This is a genomic window from Dyadobacter chenwenxiniae, from assembly GCF_022869785.1.
In the GTDB taxonomy this organism is placed as follows: Bacteria; Bacteroidota; Bacteroidia; order Cytophagales; family Spirosomataceae; genus Dyadobacter; species Dyadobacter chenwenxiniae.
Genome location: NZ_CP094997.1, coordinates 4,674,411 through 4,697,227 on the forward strand (window position 1 = coordinate 4,674,411; position 22,817 = coordinate 4,697,227).

At 45.0% G+C, this 22,817-nt stretch carries 21 protein-coding genes; 12 read left to right on the forward strand and 9 right to left on the reverse strand.

Annotated features, from left to right (window positions below; all coding sequences use genetic code 11):
• The first annotated feature begins 44 nt into the window (after positions 1-44).
• The 5 genes from MUK70_RS19855 (at position 45) to MUK70_RS19875 (ending at position 6,471) form a co-directional block, all read left to right on the forward strand.
• Positions 45-872 carry a LamG domain-containing protein gene (locus MUK70_RS19855; protein WP_234607745.1) on the forward strand — a complete coding sequence of 276 codons (828 nt, stop codon included), beginning with the start codon at positions 45-47 and terminating at the stop codon, positions 870-872.
• Positions 873-934: 62 nt separating this feature from the next.
• Positions 935-2,278 (forward strand): glucoamylase family protein, encoded by a 1,344-nt coding sequence (locus tag MUK70_RS19860; protein ID WP_310590008.1) that lies wholly within the window; start codon positions 935-937, stop codon positions 2,276-2,278.
• A 19-nt stretch (positions 2,279-2,297) separates the two neighbouring features.
• Positions 2,298-3,677, forward strand: coding sequence for a glucoamylase family protein (locus tag MUK70_RS19865; protein ID WP_234654817.1), 1,380 nt, complete (start codon positions 2,298-2,300; stop codon positions 3,675-3,677).
• Between the two features lie 140 nt (positions 3,678-3,817).
• Positions 3,818-4,798 carry a Kelch repeat-containing protein gene (locus tag MUK70_RS19870; RefSeq protein WP_234654819.1) on the forward strand — a complete coding sequence of 327 codons (981 nt, stop codon included), beginning with the start codon at positions 3,818-3,820 and terminating at the stop codon, positions 4,796-4,798.
• A gap of 35 nt (positions 4,799-4,833) precedes the next feature.
• Entirely contained in the window at positions 4,834-6,471 is a 1,638-nt protein-coding gene (locus MUK70_RS19875; RefSeq protein WP_234654821.1) for a M1 family metallopeptidase, read from the forward strand.
• On the opposite strand, the gene MUK70_RS19880 is transcribed toward MUK70_RS19875, so the two are convergent.
• The 4 genes from MUK70_RS19880 to MUK70_RS19895 are packed head-to-tail and all read right to left on the reverse strand — an operon-like array spanning position 6,463 to position 9,020.
• Positions 6,463-7,131, reverse strand: coding sequence for a thiamine diphosphokinase (locus MUK70_RS19880; protein WP_234607749.1), 669 nt, complete (start codon positions 7,129-7,131; stop codon positions 6,463-6,465). The genes MUK70_RS19875 and MUK70_RS19880 overlap by 9 nt on opposite strands.
• Before the next feature lie 8 nt (positions 7,132-7,139).
• Positions 7,140-7,622 carry a hemolysin XhlA family protein gene (locus MUK70_RS19885; protein ID WP_234654823.1) on the reverse strand — a complete coding sequence of 161 codons (483 nt, stop codon included), beginning with the start codon at positions 7,620-7,622 and terminating at the stop codon, positions 7,140-7,142.
• A gap of 59 nt (positions 7,623-7,681) precedes the next feature.
• A complete protein-coding gene (gene mazG / locus MUK70_RS19890; protein WP_234654825.1) occupies positions 7,682-8,512 on the reverse strand; it encodes a nucleoside triphosphate pyrophosphohydrolase in 831 nt (276 codons plus the stop codon).
• 25 nt (positions 8,513-8,537) lie between these two features.
• Entirely contained in the window at positions 8,538-9,020 is a 483-nt protein-coding gene (locus MUK70_RS19895) for a PaaI family thioesterase (RefSeq protein WP_234654827.1), read from the reverse strand.
• Positions 9,021-9,183: 163 nt separating this feature from the next.
• Here MUK70_RS19895 and MUK70_RS19900 point away from each other — a divergent pair, with 163 nt between their 5' ends.
• Both MUK70_RS19900 and MUK70_RS19905 read left to right on the forward strand, forming a co-directional pair.
• Entirely contained in the window at positions 9,184-9,978 is a 795-nt protein-coding gene (locus tag MUK70_RS19900) for a phosphosulfolactate synthase (protein WP_234607753.1), read from the forward strand.
• A 39-nt stretch (positions 9,979-10,017) separates the two neighbouring features.
• Positions 10,018-10,674 carry a DedA family protein gene (locus MUK70_RS19905; protein ID WP_234607754.1) on the forward strand — a complete coding sequence of 219 codons (657 nt, stop codon included), beginning with the start codon at positions 10,018-10,020 and terminating at the stop codon, positions 10,672-10,674.
• A gap of 135 nt (positions 10,675-10,809) precedes the next feature.
• Here the strand turns inward: MUK70_RS19905 and guaB are convergent, their stop codons facing one another.
• Both guaB and MUK70_RS19915 read right to left on the reverse strand, forming a co-directional pair.
• Complete coding sequence (guaB, locus tag MUK70_RS19910) at positions 10,810-12,285, reverse strand: IMP dehydrogenase (RefSeq protein WP_234607755.1); 1,476 nt, start codon at positions 12,283-12,285, stop codon at positions 10,810-10,812.
• Between the two features lie 16 nt (positions 12,286-12,301).
• A complete protein-coding gene (locus tag MUK70_RS19915; protein WP_244784478.1) occupies positions 12,302-12,556 on the reverse strand; it encodes a hypothetical protein in 255 nt (84 codons plus the stop codon).
• 13 nt (positions 12,557-12,569) lie between these two features.
• On the opposite strand from MUK70_RS19915, the gene MUK70_RS19920 reads away from it, so the two are divergent.
• The 5 genes from MUK70_RS19920 (at position 12,570) to MUK70_RS19940 (ending at position 19,580) form a co-directional block, all read left to right on the forward strand.
• Positions 12,570-13,124 carry an RNA polymerase sigma factor gene (locus MUK70_RS19920; protein WP_234607756.1) on the forward strand — a complete coding sequence of 185 codons (555 nt, stop codon included), beginning with the start codon at positions 12,570-12,572 and terminating at the stop codon, positions 13,122-13,124.
• Between the two features lie 17 nt (positions 13,125-13,141).
• Complete coding sequence (locus tag MUK70_RS19925) at positions 13,142-14,143, forward strand: FecR family protein (RefSeq protein WP_234654831.1); 1,002 nt, start codon at positions 13,142-13,144, stop codon at positions 14,141-14,143.
• 108 nt (positions 14,144-14,251) lie between these two features.
• Positions 14,252-17,686 (forward strand): TonB-dependent receptor, encoded by a 3,435-nt coding sequence (locus tag MUK70_RS19930; protein ID WP_234654833.1) that lies wholly within the window; start codon positions 14,252-14,254, stop codon positions 17,684-17,686.
• A 34-nt stretch (positions 17,687-17,720) separates the two neighbouring features.
• A complete protein-coding gene (locus MUK70_RS19935) occupies positions 17,721-19,160 on the forward strand; it encodes a RagB/SusD family nutrient uptake outer membrane protein (RefSeq protein WP_234654835.1) in 1,440 nt (479 codons plus the stop codon).
• A 3-nt stretch (positions 19,161-19,163) separates the two neighbouring features.
• Positions 19,164-19,580 carry a hypothetical protein gene (locus MUK70_RS19940; protein WP_234654837.1) on the forward strand — a complete coding sequence of 139 codons (417 nt, stop codon included), beginning with the start codon at positions 19,164-19,166 and terminating at the stop codon, positions 19,578-19,580.
• A gap of 1 nt (position 19,581) precedes the next feature.
• Here the strand turns inward: MUK70_RS19940 and MUK70_RS19945 are convergent, their stop codons facing one another.
• The 3 genes from MUK70_RS19945 to MUK70_RS19955 form a co-directional block, all read right to left on the reverse strand.
• Entirely contained in the window at positions 19,582-20,922 is a 1,341-nt protein-coding gene (locus MUK70_RS19945; protein ID WP_234654839.1) for a transporter associated domain-containing protein, read from the reverse strand.
• A 111-nt stretch (positions 20,923-21,033) separates the two neighbouring features.
• Positions 21,034-21,513, reverse strand: coding sequence for a single-stranded DNA-binding protein (locus MUK70_RS19950; RefSeq protein WP_234654841.1), 480 nt, complete (start codon positions 21,511-21,513; stop codon positions 21,034-21,036).
• 60 nt (positions 21,514-21,573) lie between these two features.
• Positions 21,574-22,779 carry a Gfo/Idh/MocA family protein gene (locus MUK70_RS19955; RefSeq protein ID WP_234654843.1) on the reverse strand — a complete coding sequence of 402 codons (1,206 nt, stop codon included), beginning with the start codon at positions 22,777-22,779 and terminating at the stop codon, positions 21,574-21,576.
• Between the last annotated feature and the right edge of the window lie 38 nt (positions 22,780-22,817).

Genomic DNA, 22,817 nt, shown 5'->3' on the forward strand with positions numbered 1-22,817 from the left:
TAGTCAGGTAACTACATTTTTTGATCAACATTAATCGTATTGAAATGAAAAATATAACATCCCGGCTATGGATTCTGGGTTTAGCCGTTTCAATTTTCTCCTGCCAGAATTTTGACAGACCGGAAATGGTTCTGGTTTCTGACGATGATCCCTCGTTTAACGGTCCACTGCAACGTCTCTGGGCTTTCGAAGGCGTCGCAACCGACAGCATTTGGGGCAGTCGCGGAGCTGCAACCGGCGTTTCCTACGTCGAAGGAGTAAGCGGAAAAGCTTATCAGGGATCTGCAACGGGACAAATAGAATATGCCTCTGCTGGCAAACTGGCAACTATGGAAAGCTTTACGATAGCATTCTGGATGAACACGGCCAAGCACGACGGCGGCGCACAAAGCGTTTTTATGTTGCCTAACACGGAGGATTTTTGGGGTAACACCTTTATGATCATTGAAGGAAATAATACCAAAAGTGACTCCATGCTTGTCAAATTCAACTTTGCAGGCAACTGGATCACCTTCGACGGAACAAAGAATGCGAATGGGTTGAATAAATGGCCAAATGCATATGGCAAATGGAAGCACGTTGCGTACACTTATGATGGAACAACTTCCAAATTTGCTGCTTACGTGGATGGAAAAAAATTGCCGCTTGCTGAGTCTGTGACTAACATTATGAAGGATAAAGCGCCTTTTGGACCATTGAAAATGACCAATGCTTCTAAGTTTGTGTTAGGCGGATTCCAACAGCACATCGGCATAAAGGCCCCTGCCGACGCCTGGATGCTGCATTACACCGGCAAGCTTGATCAATTCCGGGTTTATACCAAAGCGCTCACCGACGCGGAAATTTCGGAAATTTTTACAAAGAAAATGTAACATTCAAGGGAGAGGAAACTACAAATTCCTCTCCCTTTTTTCTATCCCAAAAATTAAATGTCATGACCAAAAGCTTTTTTAAGCACGGCTTTTTATTGCTCATACTTTTTCTACTTGGGTGTGATAAAAAGGACAAAGGGTCAGGATCAGCTCCTGACTCACGGGATTCGACGGATAAGTTTCCTCTGATATCTGATGACGAGCTCCTAACTCTTGTCCAGCAGCAAACATTCAAGTATTTCTGGGATTTCGGGCATCCGGTTAGCGGACTTGCGCGGGAGCGGAATTCGTCGGGAGACGTTGTGACCTCGGGCGGAAGTGGTTTTGGGATCATGACTATTCCAATCGCCATAGAACGAAAGTTCATCACGCGTGAACAGGGTTTGGAGAGAATGCAGAAAATAGTAACTTTCTTAAAGGACAAGTCGGAGAAATTTCACGGCGCTTTTCCACATTGGCTCAATGGCGCAACCGGCGCTGTGGTTCCTTTCAGTCAAAAAGATAATGGCGCCGATCTCGTCGAAACCTCCTTTCTGATTCAGGGGTTGTTGACGGCCCGACAATATTTCTCAGCCTCAACTCCTGCCGAAACCGCTTTGAGAAAAGATATTAACACAATTTGGGAAGGCGTTGAGTGGGATTGGTTTAGGAAAGGAAGTGAGAATATGCTTTACTGGCATTGGAGCCCCGATTACAAATGGGAAATGAACCATCAGATCAAAGGCTGGAACGAATGCCTGATCACATACGCGCTGGCAGCTTCGTCGCCGACACATTCCATTCCTAAAACAGTTTATGACAAAGGCTGGACCAATGATGGAGGTATTGTGAACGGAAGCTCTTACTATGGACTGACGCTTCCCCTTGGCGAACCATCCGGAGGTCCGCTATTTTTCTCGCATTATTCATTTCTTGGGCTGAACCCAACCGATCTTACGGATCAATACACAAATTATTTTACCCAAAATAAGGCGCATGCGCTTATCAACTACAATTATTGCAAGGCTGATCCAATGGACTTCGGATACAGCGACCGCTCCTGGGGATTAACTGCCTGTGATATTCCCGATGGTTATAATGCCAATTCGCCCACCAATGATAAAAGCGTAATAGCACCAACTGCTGCACTCTCCTCATTCCCTTACACGCCAGACGAGTCCATGCAGGCTTTAAAGTACTTTTATTACAAACTTGGCGACCAGCTCTGGGGTGAATACGGTTTCTACGATTCCTTTTCCGTCAAAGAGCAATGGGTGGCAGACTCTTACCTGGCTATTGACCAGGGACCGATCATTATTATGATCGAGAATCATCGCAGCGGCTTGCCTTGGGAGCTTTTTATGAGTGTTCCTGAGATTAAGTCCGGCATGAAAAAACTTGGATTTAGCAGTCCAAACCTCAATTAGTAAATTAATCAACGAAATCATGAAGATATCCTGCTATTACCTTTCCTGCCTGTTTTTCCTGCTCATTCACGCAAACAATGCTTTTGGGCAGAAAAAGAAAAGCCCGGCCAGCAAACCAACCATATTCAATCCGGCAGACAGGCCGAAAAATCTATCCGATACAGCATTACTTGAATTAGTCCAAAAGCAAACATTCCGTTATTTCTGGGAATTTGGACATCCTGTAAGCGGCATGTCACGCGAGCGGAGCAACATTGCCTTCGACTATGGCGACGAAGTGGTGACCACCGGAGGAACGGGATTCGGCATTATGGCCATGATCGTGGCGGCAGAAAGAGGCTGGCAGCCAAGAGATTCTGTTGCGGCGAGGCTTTTGAAAATGATGAAATTCTTATCCAAAGCCGACCATTACCACGGCATTTTTCCGCATTGGCTTAATGGTGCAACAGGTAAAATCGTGCCCTTCGGCCGTAAAGATGACGGTGGCGACCTGGTGGAGACTTCCTTCCTTTTCCAGGGAATGCTAGCCGCCAGACAATATTTTGACCGGGATAATGACGTGGAAAGGGATTTGAGAAACCGCATTCAATGGATCTGGAGCGAGGCCGAATGGGATTGGTATACGAGAGGAAATCCAAATCAATTGTATTGGCACTGGAGCCCAAATAATGGATGGGCCATGAATTTTGAATTGAGAGGTTATAATGAAACATTAATCACTTACGTCCTGGCGGCATCTTCGCCCCGCTATCCCATTACCGCGCAGGTTTATAATAAATGCTGGGCGCAAAGTGATCATTTCAAAAATGGAAAAGAATATTACGGTGTCAAACTGCCTTTGGGATTTGAATATGGCGGGCCGCTTTTTTTCGCACATTATTCATTCCTGGGCCTGGACCCAAGAAAACTAAAAGACCAGTATGCCGATTACTGGGAGCAAAATGTCAATCACTCACTTATTAATTATAAACATTGTGTCGCTAATCCGGGCAAATTCAAGGGTTATGGAGAAAATAGCTGGGGTTTGACAGCCAGCGATACTTATAATGGTTATAATGCGCATTCTCCCACAAACGATTTCGGTACTATCACCCCGACTGCTGCCCTTGCCTCATTTCCTTATACACCCGAGCAATCCATGAAAGCGCTGAGGCATTTTTATGAAAATCTAGGTGATAAAATATGGAGTGAATATGGGTTTACGGATGCCTTTAATGAAAGCCAAAACTGGTATGCCAAATCGCATCTGGCCATAGATCAGGGGCCGATCATTGTAATGATAGAAAATTACAGGACTGGTCTGCTTTGGAAACTGTTTATGAAAGATCCGGATGTGCAGACGGGGCTTAAAAAACTGGGTTTTGAAAGCCCTGCACTGGAATTAAGCAGCAAAAATTAACATTTTATTTACTGAAATTGACAGAAAGACCGGCCCTGTGCTGGTCTTTCTGATTTATAAAATATGTTTGTACCTTGATGCATATTTCAGCTCAGTATTTAATCAAATACTTTCCTAACCCACATCTAACGTGAATCAAAATGAACGCAATTCTAAGAACCTTCATATTCCTGATTGCCCTAAGCTTGCTTGTTGCTCCTGTGAATGCGCAGATCTGGAAAGTTTCAGAACCTGAAAATTTGCCTGAAAAAAGGCACGAGAATGCAATGGCTACAGCAAATGGAAAGCTCTATCTTCTGGGCGGGCGAGGCGTAAAACCAGTTGATGAATACGATTTCAAAAAAGACTCCTGGTCGCATTTGAAAGAGACGCCTTTGGAAATGAGCCATTTTCAGGCGGTTACCTATAAAAACGAAATCTATGTGCTGGGCGCGTTCACGGGCGGTTATCCACATGAAACGCCAATTCCCAACATTTACATTTTCAACCCAATCAAAAACGAGTGGCGTAAAGGCGCGGCCATCCCCGAAAACCGCTTGCGGGGCGCAGCAGGAGCATTCGTTCTGAATGACAAAATATATCTGGTTTGCGGCATTCAGGATGGGCATTGGGACGGACAGGTTACATGGTTCGACGAATTTGATCCGGAAACAAACACCTGGAAAACACTTCCGGATGCGCCCAGACCGAGAGATCACGTTCAAGTGGCTGTTTTGGACAACAAATTATATGTTGCAGGTGGCCGTTTGTCGACAGCGCGAATTAATCAGGTCTTGAACACGGTTATTAAGGAAGTGGATGTTTATGATTTCAAGACAGGCAAATGGTCGACGATGGATGCGGCTAATAACCTTCCTACGCTGCGAGCGGGTAACACCACGGTTGTTTATGGTAATAAAATCCTTGTGATTGGCGGAGAAAGCGACGCGCATGTAGAGGCGCATAATGAGGTGGAAGCCTTTAATACACAAACCCAGAAATGGGAAAAGCTGCCCTCATTGCATCAGGGACGCCACGGCACGCAGGCTGTTTCGCTTAATAAGAAAATCTACATAGCCGCGGGATCAGCGAACAGAGGCGGCGGCCCTGAACTGAATGACATGGAAATTCTGGATAAATAACGTTTGATATAATCACTTTAAGAAACACATTTTAAATGCGGAAAACATTCGTTTGCCTCTTACTGCTGGCTTCATGCGCAACGTGGGCGCAGAACACTAAATTCACCCACGCCGACACGCTAAGAGGCTCCATCACGCCGGAACGGGTTTGGTGGGATTTGACTTACTATCATTTAAGCGTGCACCCGAATGCACAAGACAGCACCTTAACCGGCTCCACAAAAGTCGTTTACAAGGTTTTGCAACCGCAGCAGACCATTCAAATCGATTTACAGGAACCGCTTCAAATTACGAAGGTTACGCAGGATGGCGAGTCGCTCACTTACAAGCGGGATGGCAACGCCTTTTTTATTACATTAACAAAAAAGCAACAGGCGGGAAAAACGGAAGCCATTGAGGTTTTCTATGAGGGTAAGCCAAGATTGGCGAAGCGCCCGCCGTGGGACGGAGGCGTGCAATGGGTGCCGGACGGAAAGGGAAATACGATCATTTCCACATCCTGCCAAGGTTTGGGATCCAGCGTTTGGTGGCCGTGCAAGGACCATATGTACGACGAGCCGGACAGCATGCTCATCAGCATCACCGTTCCGAAAAACATGATGGATGTTTCAAATGGTCAGTTGCGGTCAGTGGTTGAAAATAATGATAACACGCATACATTCAACTGGGCGGTTCAAAATCCGATCAATAATTACGGGGTGAATATGAATGTTGCCAATTATGTGAGTTGGAAAGAAACATATAAAGGTGAGAAAGGCGATCTGGCGTTGAGTTACTACGTGCTGCCGCAGAATTTGGAAAAAGCAAAGGAGCAATTTAAGCAGGCACCTCAGATGTTAAAGGCTTTTGAGCACTGGTTTGGGCCTTATCCTTTTTATGAAGATGGTTACAAACTGGTTGAGGTGCCTTACCTCGGAATGGAACACCAGAGTTCAGTAACCTATGGGAATGGTTATAAAATGGGTTATCTGGGCAAAGATTTGTCCAACACAGGCTGGGGCTTAAAGTGGGATTTTATCATTATTCACGAAAGTGGCCACGAATGGTTTGCCAATAACATTACTTACAAAGACGTGGCAGATATGTGGGTGCATGAAAGCTTTACGAACTATTCGGAAAATCTTTACACTGAATTCTATTTTGGCAAAGAGGCGGGTGCCGACTATGTGATAGGGACAAGGGCAATGATTGCCAATGACATTCCTATTGTAGGAACATACGGTGTAAATCAGGAGGGTTCTAAGGATATGTATTACAAAGGCGGAAATATTTTGCACACCATCCGGCAAATCGTAAATGATGATGAAAAATGGCGACAGATTCTCCGTGGATTAAACAAAACTTTCTACCACCAAACTGTTGACGGATCACAAATAGAAGCTTACATAAGCGACCATGCAGGAAGGAATATTTCTAAGGTTTTTGACCAGTATTTACGCGATGTGAAGATCCCTGTTTTTGAATATTCGTTTGGCAGTAAAGGCCTCCAATATCGCTGGGCGAATGTGATCGAGGGTTTTGATATGCCTGTTAAGGTTAAAATCGGGGGCAAAGACGAATTCCTTTATCCAACAGCGAGCTGGCAAAACCTGAAAACGAAAGGCATCAAAACGTTAACCGTGGACAGGAATTTTTATGTAGAGTCAAAAGAAACGAAGCAGGCATCAATGTAGATCCCAGCATTCCATAATCAGAAGGTCGCCCTTTTTAGCCGAAACCCTGACCATTCCATCCACCGCAGCCTCGTTGCTGTTTCCGGTGCGGTGGCCCAAAGTCAGGGTTTCGTCATATAAATTGTATTTCAATCCGCTGGTTTCAATTCCTTCCACCACGCCGACCGGAATAAGCGAAATGGGCGTTCCTGCCACATACCATTTTTCAAAAGTGCCTGATAAAGGGAAGATTTTGGAATAATCATCAAACATTACCAATCGGATGTGTTCTTTGTAACGCACCATATTGGTAATGTTTGTTATCGCATGATCGGCACGGCGACCGGTTGCCCACACAATGTTAGCGGCCGGAAAACCCCTTTCTATCAGGAAATCAATTGCTTTCTCCAAGTCTGTCTTCTCCTGATCCGGTGTGCTGATTATCTCGATCGGGTGTTGCCTTTCAGATATCGCATCAAAATCATGTTGCTGATCAAAGTCGCCCATCCAGACATCCACTTTGATGCCTAGATCAAGCACTCTATAAATGGCATGATCCAGAACAACGATAAACGGGCTCCATTCCAGAAGCTGACCCAAAAGTTCTTCACTACAAGCCTCGCCATTGGCGATTATCAACGCCGGTTCCTGCTTTTCCTTTACGATGTGGTGGGAAGACATTAAAAAATTTATTGTCGTTTGATAAGGGTGACTAGCTCACCGAATTGCTGGCTCATCTCGCTGAAACGTTGATTCATTGCATCGAAACGTTTGTCCATTTTGATTTCAAGGTTATCAACTTTCGTTTCAAGACTACCAACTCTTGTTTCGAGTTTATCTATTTTACCTTCCATTTTATCCAATCTTATTTCCACACGACCAATGCGTGTATCAAACTGATCGAACTTTAGCCCAATTCTCTCAAAACGCTCATCATCGGCTATAAACTTTTGCTTTGCGTAAGCAAAGCCATCCCTAACTTCCGTAGTTAGCGTTGCCAGTCCGGTTGCGATGATTTCGATTTGCTTGCCTTGGTCCACAGCTAAATGCTCTAATTGTTCAACTCGTTCTTCTAAAAACATTTCAGTGACTTTATTTGATGAATAATAAACCAAATGCTGTCCGCCTTCACCAAAATCCTGATCAATATCGAAAAGAATCCCGTGGTTCACAAACAACACGCTGTTTAGACGCAGTCATTTTGATATGGTCACTGAAAATAAAATATTTTTTACACACCTATTGTTTTTGCCTTATTCCAGTAAGCATCCATTTCGCTCAAGGTCATGTCAGACAGCACTTTACCATCCGCTTTGGAGGCTTCTTCCAAATATTGAAACCGACGAATAAATTTCTTATTTGTACGTTCCAGCGCTGTTTCGGGGTTAATGTCTACGAATCTTGCATAATTAACCAAAGAAAATAACAGGTCTCCAAACTCCCCTTCTGCTTCTTTCTGGTCAATCACTTCGTGCTTTTCGATATTAAAGTTTTCTTTAAATTCTTGAAGCTCCTCTTCTACTTTATTCCAAACCTGCTGTTTCTCATCCCAATCAAAACCAACGCCCCGGGCTTTTTCCTGAATGCGCATGGCCTTTACCAGCGCAGGCAGTGAACCAGGGACACCTGATAAAACAGATTTGTTCCCTTCCTTCAACTTCAACTTTTCCCAATTTTGCTTCACAGCCTCTTCATCCTCAGCCACGAAATCGCCGTAAATATGCGGATGTCGGGAAATCAGTTTCTCAGCGATACCGTCCAAAACATCCTTCATGTCAAACTGAACCCTGTTATCGACTTTTTCAGAAGCAATTTTGGCATAAAAAACAATGTGTAACAAAACGTCTCCCAGCTCCTTTTTTATCTCAGGCAAATCATTTTCCAGGATCGCATCGGACAGCTCGTAAGTCTCTTCAATCGTCAAATGTCGTAATGTATCCATTGTTTGCTTCCTGTCCCAGGGACATTGTTCCCGCAACTCGTCCATAATGGTCAACAGTCGGTCAAAGGCCATGAGCTGTTCCTGCCGACGCTCCGGCAAATTATTAAATTGCTTTTCCATAACACAAAGATATGCCGCGCCTACATTAGTCGGCGGTTGCGGCTGGAATTTTAAAACTGGTCTGGATCATATTGCTTGTGCATTTGGCCACAATACGCCCATCCGCCTTATAAATTTGGCCTTCCACATGAATAATGTTTTTCCCTGTGCGGATCACTTGTGATTTTGCAGTAAGAATTTCACCTGGTAATGCCGGATTTAAGAAATCACAATTGAGATTCACAGAAGTAAAAGCAAATTCCCTTCCGAGCGCATAAACCATTGTCCCAACAATATCGTCCAGAATCGTCGACGCTATTCCGCCATGCAATGTGCCCATTGGATTACACATATCTTCCCGGACTTCGTACTCGATCTCCATCGCTCCCTCCGAAATATCGATGAGTCTGCCATTCAACCATTTTGCAACCGGGGAAAAATTCCCGGTCATGTGTTTTCCTTTTAATTGCAGTAATAATTCAATCCGGCTGTTCGGCGGCAAGTAGGACGGATTAGCTTGTGGATCCATTCAAAATGATAAGTTGATCGTTTGTAATGAGATATTCTAAAAATAGTAATTATCATAGAAAGATACGTCTAAAAGAGTCGATGATGTGGATTTCATTGCGGCGTATCAAAGGTAATCACTACCTTTGCCGAAGTTTTTGCCAGAGATAAAAGCATACCCATATATGAATTTTACGTTATCGCAAGTTCCTGCCCGTTCTGAAAAGCCCCGAAAAAAAGGGATCACCATGGTAATGGATAAAGGGCTCAGTGTCAGGGAAACGGAAGATATGCTATCCATTGCTGCACCCTATATTGATATCGTAAAATTAGGCTGGGCAACCTCTTTTGTGAGTCCCAATCTGAATGAAAAACTGGCTGTTTATAAAAATGCGAACATTCCGGTGTATTTCGGCGGGACGCTTTTTGAAGCTTTTGTGGTAAGAAACCAGTTCGAGGATTACCGGAAATTACTGGATAAGTATGAATTAAAATACGCCGAAGTTTCGGATGGGTCAATAGAAATGAACCAGGACGTGAAATGTGAATACATCCGCACGCTGGCCCAGCAGGTTACCGTTCTTTCCGAGGTTGGTTCCAAAGATGAGAACAAAATCATTCCTCCTTACAAATGGATCCAACTGATCAAATCTGAATTGCAGGCCGGTGCCTGGAAAGTGATCGGTGAAGCACGCGAGTCTGGTAATGTTGGTTTGTTTCGTGCAAGCGGCGAAGTCCGTCAGGGATTAGTCGAAGAAATTTTGACAGAAATCGCTTTTGAAGATATGCTTTGGGAAGCTCCTCAAAAATCACAGCAGGTTTGGTTTGTAAAACTTTTGGGCGCCAATGTAAATCTGGGAAACATTGCTCCCAGCGAGCTCATTCCCCTCGAGACAATCCGACTCGGTCTTCGTGGTGATACATTCAACCACTTCCTGAATGCCAAGACCAAGCAAAAGTGGAAAATCGATTCCAAGTAGTTTCAGTTCAATCAAATATATTGTTAACAAAAATTATTTATGGAATTTCTAACGCAGTTCATTGACTTCTTCCTCCATCTGGACAAGCATTTGTTCAACATTGTCGAGCAATACGGCACGTTGACTTATGTGATCCTGTTCCTGATTGTTTTCACGGAAACCGGCCTCGTCATCATGCCACTGCTGCCAGGCGACTCGCTTCTATTTGCTGCGGGAGCCATTGCTGCCAATGAAGGAACCGGCCTGAATGTTTGGCTTATTATCGTTATCCTGATCATTGCGGCGCTTTTGGGCGACAATGTCAATTATTTTATGGGTAAAAAATTCGGGGGTGAGATCAAGAAACGAGAACGCATTCTGTTCTTAAAAAGAGAATATCTTGAAAAAACCGAGGCATTTTACGAAAAACACGGTGGAAGCACTGTGATCATGGCACGTTTTATTCCGATCGTTCGTACTGTTGCGCCTTTCGTTGCAGGTGCAGGGAGTATGAATTACTCAAAATACATTGTCTATTGTGTAATCGGTGCGGTGCTGTGGGTGCCTTCGCTTACATTATTGGGCTATTTCTTCGGAAATATGGAAATCGTTAAAAAGAACTTTGAGCTTGTAATTTTTGGTATTATCGGATTCTCAATCCTCCCAATGATTTACCAATATCTGAAAAGCAGATTTGCAAAGCCGAATGTAGCGTAGGGCTTTCGGCAATCGGCGGTCGGCTTTCAGCAGTCGGGTTGTATACTACTAGATCAAAATAAAATGGCTCGCGACATGTTGTTGCGAGCCATTTTATTTTGACGCTTAACCTAATTGCTGAAAGCCGAAAGCCGCTTACGATTTCGACGAGTAATTCGGTGCTTCTTTTTGGATCATTACATCGTGTGGATGACTTTCTCTTACACCGGCTGATGTAATTTTTACGAACTGGGCTTTTTGCAAGGATGCAATGTCGCCAGCTCCGCAGTAACCCATTCCAGCTTTCAAGCCTCCAACCATTTGGTAAACGATCTCGGAAACTTTGCCTTTGAAAGGAACCCGGCCAACAATTCCTTCCGGAACCAGTTTTTTCACATCATCCTCTGCATCCTGGAAATAGCGATCTTTTGAACCATCTTCCATCGCCTCAACGGAACCCATTCCGCGATATGCTTTGAATTTCCGCCCTTCATAAATGACGATCTCACCCGGCGCTTCATCACTTCCTGCGAGCATGGATCCGATCATGATCGTGCTTGCTCCGCCAGCCAGTGCCTTAGTCATATCACCGGAGAAACGAATTCCGCCGTCTGCGATAACCGGAACATCTGTGTCTTTCAATGCCTCCGCTGCCCACATCACAGCAGTAAGCTGCGGAACACCAATTCCCGCAATGATACGTGTCGTACAAATACTTCCCGGACCAACCCCCACTTTCACGGCATCCGCGCCCGCATCTGCCAAAGCCTTCGCTCCTTCTCCCGTTGCCACATTTCCAGCGATCACGTCCAGCTTTGGGAATTGCTTTTTAACGGATTTCAATGCTTCGATCACACCAAATGAATGTCCGTGAGCGGTATCCAGACTGATTACGTCTACACCAGCCTTAACCAATGCTTCAACTCTTTTCAAAAGATCAGCTGTCACACCCACCGCAGCGCCTACACGCAGGCGGCCATACTCATCTTTACATGCGTTCGGGTGCGATTTGCGTTTCAGGATATCCTTATACGTGATCAAACCCGTCAGTCTGTATTCCGAATCTACGATGGGGAGTTTTTCGATTTTGTACTCTTGAAGAATTTTCTCCGCGTCGTCCAGTGACAACCCATCGGAAGCGGTGATCAGCTTGTCTTTGGTCATAATGTCCGTCACAGGTTTCGCCATTTCTCTTTCGAAACGCAAGTCCCTGTTAGTCAGGATGCCGATCAGCTTGTGGTCTTTGTCAATAACGGGAATTCCGCCGATTTTAAATTCGCGCATGATCTGGTGCGCATCACCCAATGTTGCAGTGTCTGAAAGCGTGATCGGGTCGAGGATCATACCGCTTTCGGAGCGTTTAACTTTCCTAACCTGCTCAGCCTGAGCTTCCAGGCTCATATTTTTGTGAATAATCCCGATCCCGCCTTCCTGCGCCATGGCAATGGCCAGATCGAATTCGGTAACGGTATCCATTGCAGCGGAAACAAGTGGAATGTTCAGCTCAATGTTACGGGTTAACTTGGTTTTTGTTGTTGTGTTGCGAGGCAGAATTTCTGAATAACCAGGTATTAGAAGAACGTCGTCGTACGTTAGCGCCTCGAAGAGGACTTTGGATGGGTCTGTGCTCATAGCAAATAAACTATTGTTATTTGCCGGCCAAAATTAGGAATAAGTTTGATGCCGACCAAACATTTTGTAAAATGCCAAATATTAATTTTTTAAGAATCCGAAATCCACTATCGCCTATTGCGCTTTCCATTCCCCCAATCGCAACTTGCCCCATGTGATTAAAACCATCTGCGAAATGCGTATTTTTATAATTATTAAAAATTTTATAAAATGGTTTAGGGATTAATGCCGGTTCCTTGACTATAACTTTGCAGCCACCAATCGAGGCCACATTCAGGGATCAGATGAAGCCAATATTTACCGATGAACAACTGGTAATTCAGCTTTCCGAAAGCAATAAACGCGCTTTCGAGGAGATCTATGACCGTTATTGGTACAAGTTGTTTTGCATTTCATTTCATCAGACAGGATCTCGGGAAGAAGCGGAAGAACTGGTGCACGATTTGTTTGAAAGTCTTTGGAAAAGAAGGCTGGAAAGTAAAATTAACCACCTAAGTTCCTACCTCGTCATCGCTTTGAAATATCTGATTGTGAATCACATCAAATCGCAGATTACCTGGCGGAAATATCAGGAATATGTGCTTTTGAACAAGATGCATGAGATTTCGACGACGGAGGAGAACATTGAATTCAATGATCTTTCCGAAGCCATTGACAAGGCGATGAAAAAATTGCCGGAAAAAACAAGCCGCGTGTTTCAACTGAGCCGCTTTGAAAATCAATCGGTGAAGAGCATTGCCAAAGAACTCCACATTTCAGAAAAAGCCGTGGAATATCACATTACCAAGTCCCTGAAAGTCCTGAAAGACAATCTTTGGATTTATCAGACGGATAATTGAGACCTTACCCTTAGCAAATGAATCAATACGATTTCCAGAAAACCTTAAAAAAATATCTTGCCGGGCAGCAAACCCAGGAAGAAGAGGATTTTATTCTGGATCATTTCAAAAATAATCCTTTGGAAGAAACGCCCGTTTTCGAGGACGAAAAAGAAGCCATTGGGAAGCGCATTAAGAAAAAGATAATCGCTGATACAATCGGTGAGCCGATTTTGATCCGCATGAAGCCTTTTCTGGCAGCGGCGGCGTCTGTGCTGGTTGTGATCGGATTCTGGTATTTTTTTGTAAATAAAAACACGCCTGAAACCGTCGCAGGGCCTGATTTCTTACCCAATGACAGTGTAATTGAAATCAAAAATACATCAGGCAAATCCCAAAATGTCCCGTTGGAGGACGGCAGTGTTGTGATCTTGCAAAAGAATAGCAGCATTAGTTACCCGGAACATTTCGGGAAGAAAAACAGGCTTGTTTATTTACACGGCGAAGCTTTTTTCCAAATCAAAAGAAATCCGGCTAAGCCCTTTATCGTTTCCACGGGCACATTGATGACGAAAGTGCTTGGGACCAGTTTTACAGTCAAATCCTATGATGAATCCGCGTCTGTGGAAGTGCAGGTGAAAACAGGGCGCGTGTCCGTTTACGAGGGAACGGCCAAGAATGTTGTTAACCCTAATGGGGTGATTTTGACGCCTAATCAGAAAATTGTTTTTGATAAAAAATCCAAAAAAATAGAGTTGTCCATCATTGAAAATCCGATGCTGGTCATTCCGGTTAGTGAAACCGAACATGGCTTTACTTTTTCCGAAGTCCCGGTTAAGCATGTTTTCTCAGCCCTTGAAAAATCTTACGGAATCGATATCGTGCTCGAAAACGATTCAACCGATTCTTGCCTTTTTACGGGCGATCTGAACGGGCTAACCCTGTTCCAACAGCTGGATTTGATTTGTCAGTCGGCCAACATTACTTATGAAAGACGCGGAACGGCCTTGTTTGTGCAGGGTGCGGGATGCGGCGATTAGTAAAAAAAATGGCGATGATGCTCGAACATCACCGCCACCATTACGCTGTTGTTACCAACAGTTTCATTGTTTGTCTTTGCATTTGCGTTCACAAAAACCTTTAAAAATATGCATAAAAAAATACCCCTCAAAAGGGTTGTTTACAAGGTCATGAGTACTACGGCTAAACAACTGATTATTGCCATCCTATGCTGCGGAATTTCTTTCGCGCACACACTTCACGGGCAGGAACTGCTCAATAAGGAGATTTCCCTTAAAGTGGAGTCGCTGGAAGTGAAAAAAGTGCTCCAAATGATCGAAAAGCAGGCGGACGTGAAGTTCGTATACAGCACATCGAGCATTCAGGGTTCTCAAAATACAAATCTGAAAGAGGTTAAGGGCTCGTTGAATAAGGTTTTGGACCAATTGCTGACGCCGCTGAATGTGTCTTATGAAGTGGTGGGAAACTCGCGGATCCTGCTCAGAAAAAAGCCCCAAGCTCCGACCGGGAACGCACAAACATCGCAAAACCTAGAAATCACAGCGGAGCGTAACATTACGGGAAAAGTGCTGGACGAAAAGGGCGCTGGCCTTCCTGGCGTAAACATTTTGTTGGTAGGCACCCAGCAGGGAACATCGACCAATGAAAACGGCGAGTTCCGCATTGCTGTGCCCGATCAAAATGCAACATTGAAATTCTCTTTTATCGGTTATGTCAGCCAGGAAGTGGTTGTGGATAAGGATATTATCAATGTTACGCTCGCTCCTGATGTAAGCGCGCTCAAAGAAGTGGTTGTAGTAGGTTATGGAACGCAGGAAAAGAAAGACGTTACGGGCGCGGTGTCGTCTGTTAAAGGCGCTGATTTTCAAAATCTGCCTTCCGGTGGTGCGCAACAAGCACTGCAGGGCCGTGCTGCGGGTGTCAACATTGTCCGTAATGGTGGCGCTCCTGGTGACGCTGGTTCTATTCAGATCCGCGGCTTTGGAACGGTTAACAACTCTTCGCCACTGGTTGTCATCGACGGAATCCCGTCCGGCAACATGAATGATGTGAACCCGAATGACATTGAATCCATTGAAATTCTGAAAGATGCATCTGCCTCTGCGATTTACGGAACGCGGGCTGCAAATGGCGTTATTCTCGTAACCACAAAACGCGGAAAATTCGACGCGCCTTTGTCCGTTACGGTAAATGCTTATGTGGGCGTGACAAACCGGATCAAATCCCTAGATGTGCTCACAGCGCCTGATTTGGCAAAAATGAAGCAAAAGGCATACACCAATGACGACTTAGATATTCCGGCAATTTGGGAAGACAAACAATATCAGAACCAACTGACCAACTGGCAGGAAGAACTTTTAAAGCAGGGCGTTACCCGCAATTACGACGCGTCGCTGCGCGGTGGCGGAAAATATTCAACTTTTGCGATTTCTGGAGGTTATTACAATGAGGATGGAATAATCGGCAAATCAAACTATACGCGGTATACATTCAGGATCAATTCGGACCATAAAGTGGGTTCGCGGATTAAAATCGGTCAGAATTTCCAGTATACCAACACGCATAATTCAGGTCCGGACACGCAATCTTCACAAACAGGCCTACTGTTCACCGCTATCCGCTTCCATCCTGGTTTGCCGATCCGTAATGCCAATGGTTCATATGGATCAACGGACGGATTGGGTGCTTTCGGAGACTTGAACAATCCTATTTTTACTGTTGATACCCAGGACAAAAACAATATACGAAACCGCTTTCTCGGCAATCTGACTGGTGAACTTGAAATTGTAAACGGATTGAAATTGCGTACAAACCTGGCCATGGACGCTACGTTTTCAGACAGCCAGACATTTGATATCAAGGTTAACGACCAGTTCCGCAAGAATTCCTACAATCAGTTGAGCGTTGGCCGTGATAAAACGTGGTCCTTCTTGCAGGAATATTTCCTTTCTTACGACAAGGCTTTTGGAAAAAATTCGCTCAGTGTGGTGGGCGGTTATACTTCGCAGACATTCAAAAGCATTTATGCCAATCAGTGGGGACGCGAGTTTGCCAGTGAAGACCCTTCGTTGCGTTACATGCAGTATGCGGGGATCATCGTTTCGGTGCCTTTGGCGAATGGTGGCAACGGCGGGCGCAGCTATGATGCGCTTGGATCGTGGTTTGGCAGGGTGAATTATTCTTTCAATGACCGTTATCTCTTTACGGCAACCATGCGGAGTGACGGATCTTCCAAATTTGCTCCCGGTAATCAGTGGGGCGTTTTCCCAGCGTTTTCTTTGGGTTGGAGACTTTCAGAAGAGACTTTTTTCAAAAATGCATTGCCTATGTTCAGCAATTTCAAGCTGACGGGCGGCTGGGGACAATTGGGTAACCAGAATGTTGCTTCCCTGCAATATCTGGCTTTGATCAACTCCACTTTCCGTTATGCATTTGGCAACGGCGGTGTTCAAAATCAGGTTTCGGGCGCTGCGCAAAGCAGGCTGGCAAACCTGAACATTGGATGGGAAACAGCGGAAATGAGCAACTTCGGATTGGAAGCAGGTTTGTTTAAAAACAGCCTTTATTTCTCTGCCAATTATTTTATCAAAGACACCAAGAAAATGCTGCTGGCGCCGCCATCGGTCGGCACTATTGGCAGCGCGACCATTCCGGACCAGAATGTGGGACAGCTCAGGAACCAGGGTTTAGAGCTCGAAGCTTCTTATAAACATACAGTTGGTGCGGTGACATTCAATGTGAGTGGTAATGCGACTTTTATTAAAAACAAAATTACTAAACTAGCCACACCGGGCGGCTTCCTTGCGACGCAATTATATGGAAGAGGACAACAGGAAATCGTCAGAACCTATGAAGGACACCCATATGGTACTTTTTACGGTTATAAAACGGATGGAATTTATCAGAACGCCAGCGAGATTGATGGCGATGCAAACATTACAAACGATCCGCGCCGCACCGACGGACAGATCGTACCAGGCGATGTGCGTTTCGTGGATTTGAATAAAGACGGCATTGTGGACGACGAGGACAGGACGATCATTGGCAGCCCACAACCAAAAATCAATTACGGTTTTTCTGCCGGCGCGAATTATAAAGGATTTGACTTTACATTATTTTTCGTGGGCGTAGGCGGCGTTTCAATTTACAATGCTGACCGTATGCAAGGCCTGGACGCAAGTTATCCGTTCAACCTCTACGCCGATGCTTTGAATAGCTGGAACGGCGAAGGTTCGAGCAACACCATCCCGCGTATGAGCATTAACAATGCGAATCGCAATTTCAGGCCTTCTGATCTCTTCGTTGAAAAAGGGGATTATCTGCGTTTGAAAAACATGACCCTTGGATATGCCATTCCAAAGAATGCGATCAGCAAGCTGAAAATGTCGCAGGCGCGAATTTATGTGACTGGCCAAAATTTATTGACATTCACGAAATACTCTGGCTTGAACCCGGAATTGGGATATGTTGGCACTAGTGGCTCGTACAATCAGCTGAATGTGGATTATGCGCAATATCCGCTGGCCCGCACGTGGACGATCGGTGCCACCATTTCTTTCTAAAACCCACTCAGACTAATATCGAAAGAATTCATTTATGAAAAAGATAACAATTCTATCCGGCTATATACTGCTTGCAATGCTCACGGGTTGTGACGATTTACTCGAAACAACGCCTTACGGCCAGGTTACTTCCCAACAATATTGGCGAAGTGGTGACGATGTGGTGGCGGCTGTGAATGCTGTTTACGCACCACTATTGGAGGAGGATGGCTTTGCACATACGGAATACACATTCGACAACTGCTCGGATGACATGAACCGTGCGGGTGACCACTCGGATGAAACGGCTTTGGAAATGTTCACTTTTGACGCTTCCAACTCGCACATTCTGGCTACGTGGAAAACCAAGTATGAAGTCATTTCAAGGGCCAACGCTGTGCTGATCAACGCGCCAAAGGTCGATATGGATGAGACATTGCGTAACCGCAGCATGGGAGAAGCCTATTTTTTGAGAGGTTTTATATATTGGAGACTTTCGCTGATCTATGGCGAAGTGCCGATCTTGCTTGAAGAGGATGCACTAGCATTGAATTTCAATAAGCCAAAATCAACATTGGCGGAAGTGCGCGCACAAGCGGAGGCTGATTTCCTGAAAGCTGCTTCACTGCTGCCGGTCTCTCATCCAGACGGCGATGCGGGCCGCGTTACGCAAGGTTCAGCTTACGGATTTTTGACCAAATTATATGTTTACCAGGAGCAATGGGCAAAAGCGATTGAGGCAAGCACAAAGGTGACTTCCAATGCTGCTTATAAACTGGCAACCGGATTTAACCAGAATTTTGAACTTGCGACAGAAAACAATCCTGAAATCTTGTTTTCCCTGCAATACGAAACCGGCTGGACGGCAGATAACTCCCCTACTTTTTACCACACGCCGCAGGCATTTGGCGGATGGGGTTTCCATGAGCCGATCGCGGATCTTGTACAGGAATTTGAGAAAGGCGATACGCGTAAAACATCTTCCATTTTCAGCCCGGGCGATAAAGTGGATCGCAATGAGGCTGGCGTAGAGACATTCGAGGTGAAAATGACGCGGGTGACGGGTTATGCATTCAAAAAATACACGACATTCGCTGAAAATGGCGATATGAGCCAAAGTTTAAATGCTCCTTTTTTAAGAACTGCGGATGTATATTTATTAGCAGCTGAGGCAAAAATTCGCTCGGGGGCTAATGGTGATGCGGAATTGAATGTGGTTAGAAAACGTGCGGGACTGGCTGCTATCACAGGTGCAACGATGAAAAACATTATGCACGAAAGGCGCGTAGAGCTAGCTGGCGAAAACGAAAGACATCAGGATCTGATGCGCTGGGACAAAGCCGGACTGATTGACATTGTAGCACATTATAAGATCAACCGCGGCCCGAATAAGCCCAGCCGTAATTTCGTTAAACCAAAACATTACTATTTCCCGTTGCCGCAGCGCGAGGTGGATTTGAGTAACGGCGTTTTAATTCAGAATAGCAACTATTAAGTTTTGATCAACAAAGGATTTTTATTGATCTGCCTGCTTGTCTTTTCTACGGGATGCTCGTCCCGTGAAAAAGACATTGTAGGTTTATGGAGGACTGATTCCATTTCGAATTATGTAAATGGTTTCAGTTTTACCAATAACACAAAGGACGCACATTGGTCCTACTTTGATTACCGAGCCGATGGAACATTGTTCGAAAGAAGAAAAGGAGAATATCGAAAATCGCGTTATCAGCTCGTGTCAGCCGACTCCCTTCTTTACACCGATTCTACGGGCAAAATGCTGACAGGCTATAAAATCCTGGATCTGAACGACAAGATTATGGTTCTGAAAATGTCACAAAAGCCTTATTTGTCCGGCAAGAACCAGGAATTGTATGAAATAAGATATTTTTCAAAAGCAGTTCCAAAGGGCCAATAAGCTAGCTAACTAGCACTCTAACCTTCTTAATACGCTTCTTATCAGCCGATTGCACTTTGAATGTCACTTCCCTGTGCGTCGCCATTTCTCCTGTGCGTGGTAACCTCGAAAACAATTCCAGCAGTAGTCCTGCTAATGATTCATTATTGCCCCTTACTTCGTCAAAATAGTCCGTTTCCAGGTTCAGAAGGCGACAAAGATCGCTGATTGACACTTTTCCTTCGAAAACATAAGTGTTATCATCAACCTGGGTATAATTCACTTCCTCGTCGTCGTCATATTCATCATTGATATCACCAAAAATTTCTTCAATGATGTCCTCCAGTGTGATTAACCCGCTTGTTCCGCCGTATTCGTCCACGACGATGGCCATATGCACACGGCGGTTCTGGAAATCCTTCATCAGATCGTCCAGGTGCTTACTTTCTGGAATGAAATAAACGGGCCGCAGGAGTTTTTGCCAATTGAAATGTTCGTCCAGATGAATGTGCGGAAGCAAATCCTTCACATTCAAAATCCCTTCGATATGATCCAGATCATCCCGATAAACCGGCACGCGAGAGTAGCCCGACTTATTGATCTTGTCCATTAGTTCATGAAAATCCAGTTCTATATCAAATGCTGTAATGTGCAATCGGGCCTGCATGGCCTTTTTCGAACTGGTCTGTCTGAAATTGGCCAATCCGCGTAAAAGATCCGTTTCTTCTTCGCTTTCTGCTTTTGCTTCGAGTCTTTCGGTTGTGATTTCAGCACCTTCGGGCGTAAGCACGCCAAAAGAATAGCCCAGCTTCATAATGGGCTGCGCAAGCGGCTGGCATATTTTAATCAGGAAATTGGTAACGCCCGCAATTTTGGGAATAAACTCCAATGCTCTTCTCGCGCTGTGGTAACGCACCATAGCATCCAGCCAGATCCATAATGCCAGACAGCCAATCGAAACCCAGCGGTAAATATTGTTCGGATCATCCTGAATGTGGATCCAGGCAATTCTGGCGGCTAGAATTAATGCTAGCATCGTAATTCCGCGCTGGATCAGCGAAAGGGCAAGCTGCTGTATGCGATTAGGAAGTGTGCTTTCGGTGTCACTTTTTCTTTCCCAGGGATTTTCTAATGCACCTGAGGCAGCATATGCAGCACGGACGCCGGAAAGGAAAAGGGAAATCAGGAAGAGAAATATTACGAGAATCAGGTCGTAGGGCGCAAGGAAATCAGTGGGTATAATGACTCCTGCAAATAAGGTTTGCGTACATCTTTGGGGGACGGAAATCCCCGTACGCGTTCGGGCAAGAGGATCGTCGCTGTCTGCTGTTTCTTTCACGAAAAGGTCTGGAAAAGTTTGCAATAAACTCTCGTTTGAATAAATGTAGCGATTCTGCTCAAAAATATTATTCCAGTGTGCTCTCAAACCTGAAATAAATACTTTTGAGCAGAATTTACTGAATGTTGTAAATAATCAGAACGGCAGGTCGTCATCATCATTACCAGCTGCCAGTGACGGCGGGATCGGGTCCGATGATCTTGGTGCCTGGCCTGAACGTGGTGCAGAAGATTGCTGCGCATAACCGCCATTATTTCCTTCTCCGCCGCCTCCGGAGCCAGCGGGACCGCCTAGCAATGTCATGCTGTTCGCACGGATCGTAACGCCCGTTCTTTGCTGACCTTCCTTGTCCGTCCAGCTATCGGTGCGGATTCGACCTTCAATGTAGACCTGATTGCCTTTTTTCAAATATTTCTCAGCGACTTTGGCTAATCCTTCCCAAAGCTCAATGCGGTGCCATTCTGTATTATCGACGCGTTCGCCGCTTTTGTTGGTGTATGACTCTGTGGTGGCAATGTTGAACTTAGCAACTGCTGAGCCGCTTTCCAGATATCTCACTTCCGGGTCGCTGCCCAGATTGCCTATTAAAATGACCTTGTTAACACTTCCTGCCATGATTTCTATTTGTGGATGATTTATAGACTTAAATTTAAAGATACAGATGTAAAAGCACTTTTAAACATCCTGTTCGCTGATTTTGCCGGTAATTTTATGTTTAAGAATTAATTTATTCCGGCCGTCGTGCGTCATTTCCTGTTTGATCAAATAATAATCTTCATTATAAGACGTGTAATTGGACGGCTTGGTCACACCTTCCCTGCCCCGCCAAACAGGAAGCTCTACTTTTTCCCAAAGCTTGGTTTTCGCCGATTTGTAAGCTGCATCAATGACCGCATTCACAATGTAACCGTCATAAAAAGTTTCCGCCGGCTCACTGCTATTTTCCACTGCATTAAACATATCGGTAAACATATGGTTATAACCTAAGTCATTCACCTCGTCACCCACCGGAAACAGCCAGCCCGTGTTGCTTTCGGCTTTCTCGGCCACATAATCCTCTCCTTTTCCTTCCGCATTCTGACCTGTGGTGAACATTTCAAAACCGGTTCTCAGGAAATTATTGATCCAGATCGTGCCCTCCGTTCCCATTACTTCATCGCGTAAGTCCATGCCGCCGCGAAAAGTCCAGCTCACTTCAAACTGTCCTATCGCGCCGTTTTCGTATTTGACCAATGCGATCGCATGATCCTCTGCATCAATGGGTTTCACCTGCGTATCTGCCCAGCACATGACTTCAACGGGCTTAATGTCCTTTCCAATAAAATTGCGTGATATTTCAATGCAATGACAGCCCAGATCCAGAATGCAGCCGCCTCCGGCTTGCTCAATGTCCCAAAACCATTCGCTATGCGGGCCCGGGTGCGCTTCGCGGGATTTTGCCCAAATTATCCTTCCTAATGAGCCGTTTTTCACGCTTTCCAGTGATTTCAGGAATTTAGGTGTGTAACAAAGATCTTCCAGATAACCGGCGAAAATCCCGGCTTCCTCGGCTGCTTTCATCATGCGCAATGCTTCGGCCCCGTTACGTCCCAAAGGTTTGGTGGAAACAACTGCCTTTTTATGCTTTGCACAAAGCAAAACTGCTTCTTCATGAATGTTGTTAGGCAATGCAATGCACACCATATTCACATCCGGATGGGCAATCACTTCTTCCATATTAGTTGACCAAAAATCGCAGCCGTAATCCTTTGCGAACTTTTGGGCGCTTTCATCCCGTCGCGCGTAAATTGCAACAACCCTATCCCGGCCCCGCTGTCCATGAATGGATTCAGCATAAAATCGTCCGATAAAACCGGAACCTAACATTGCAATTTTCTGCATAAAAAATATTTAATAATGTTATAAAAAAGCCGATCGCC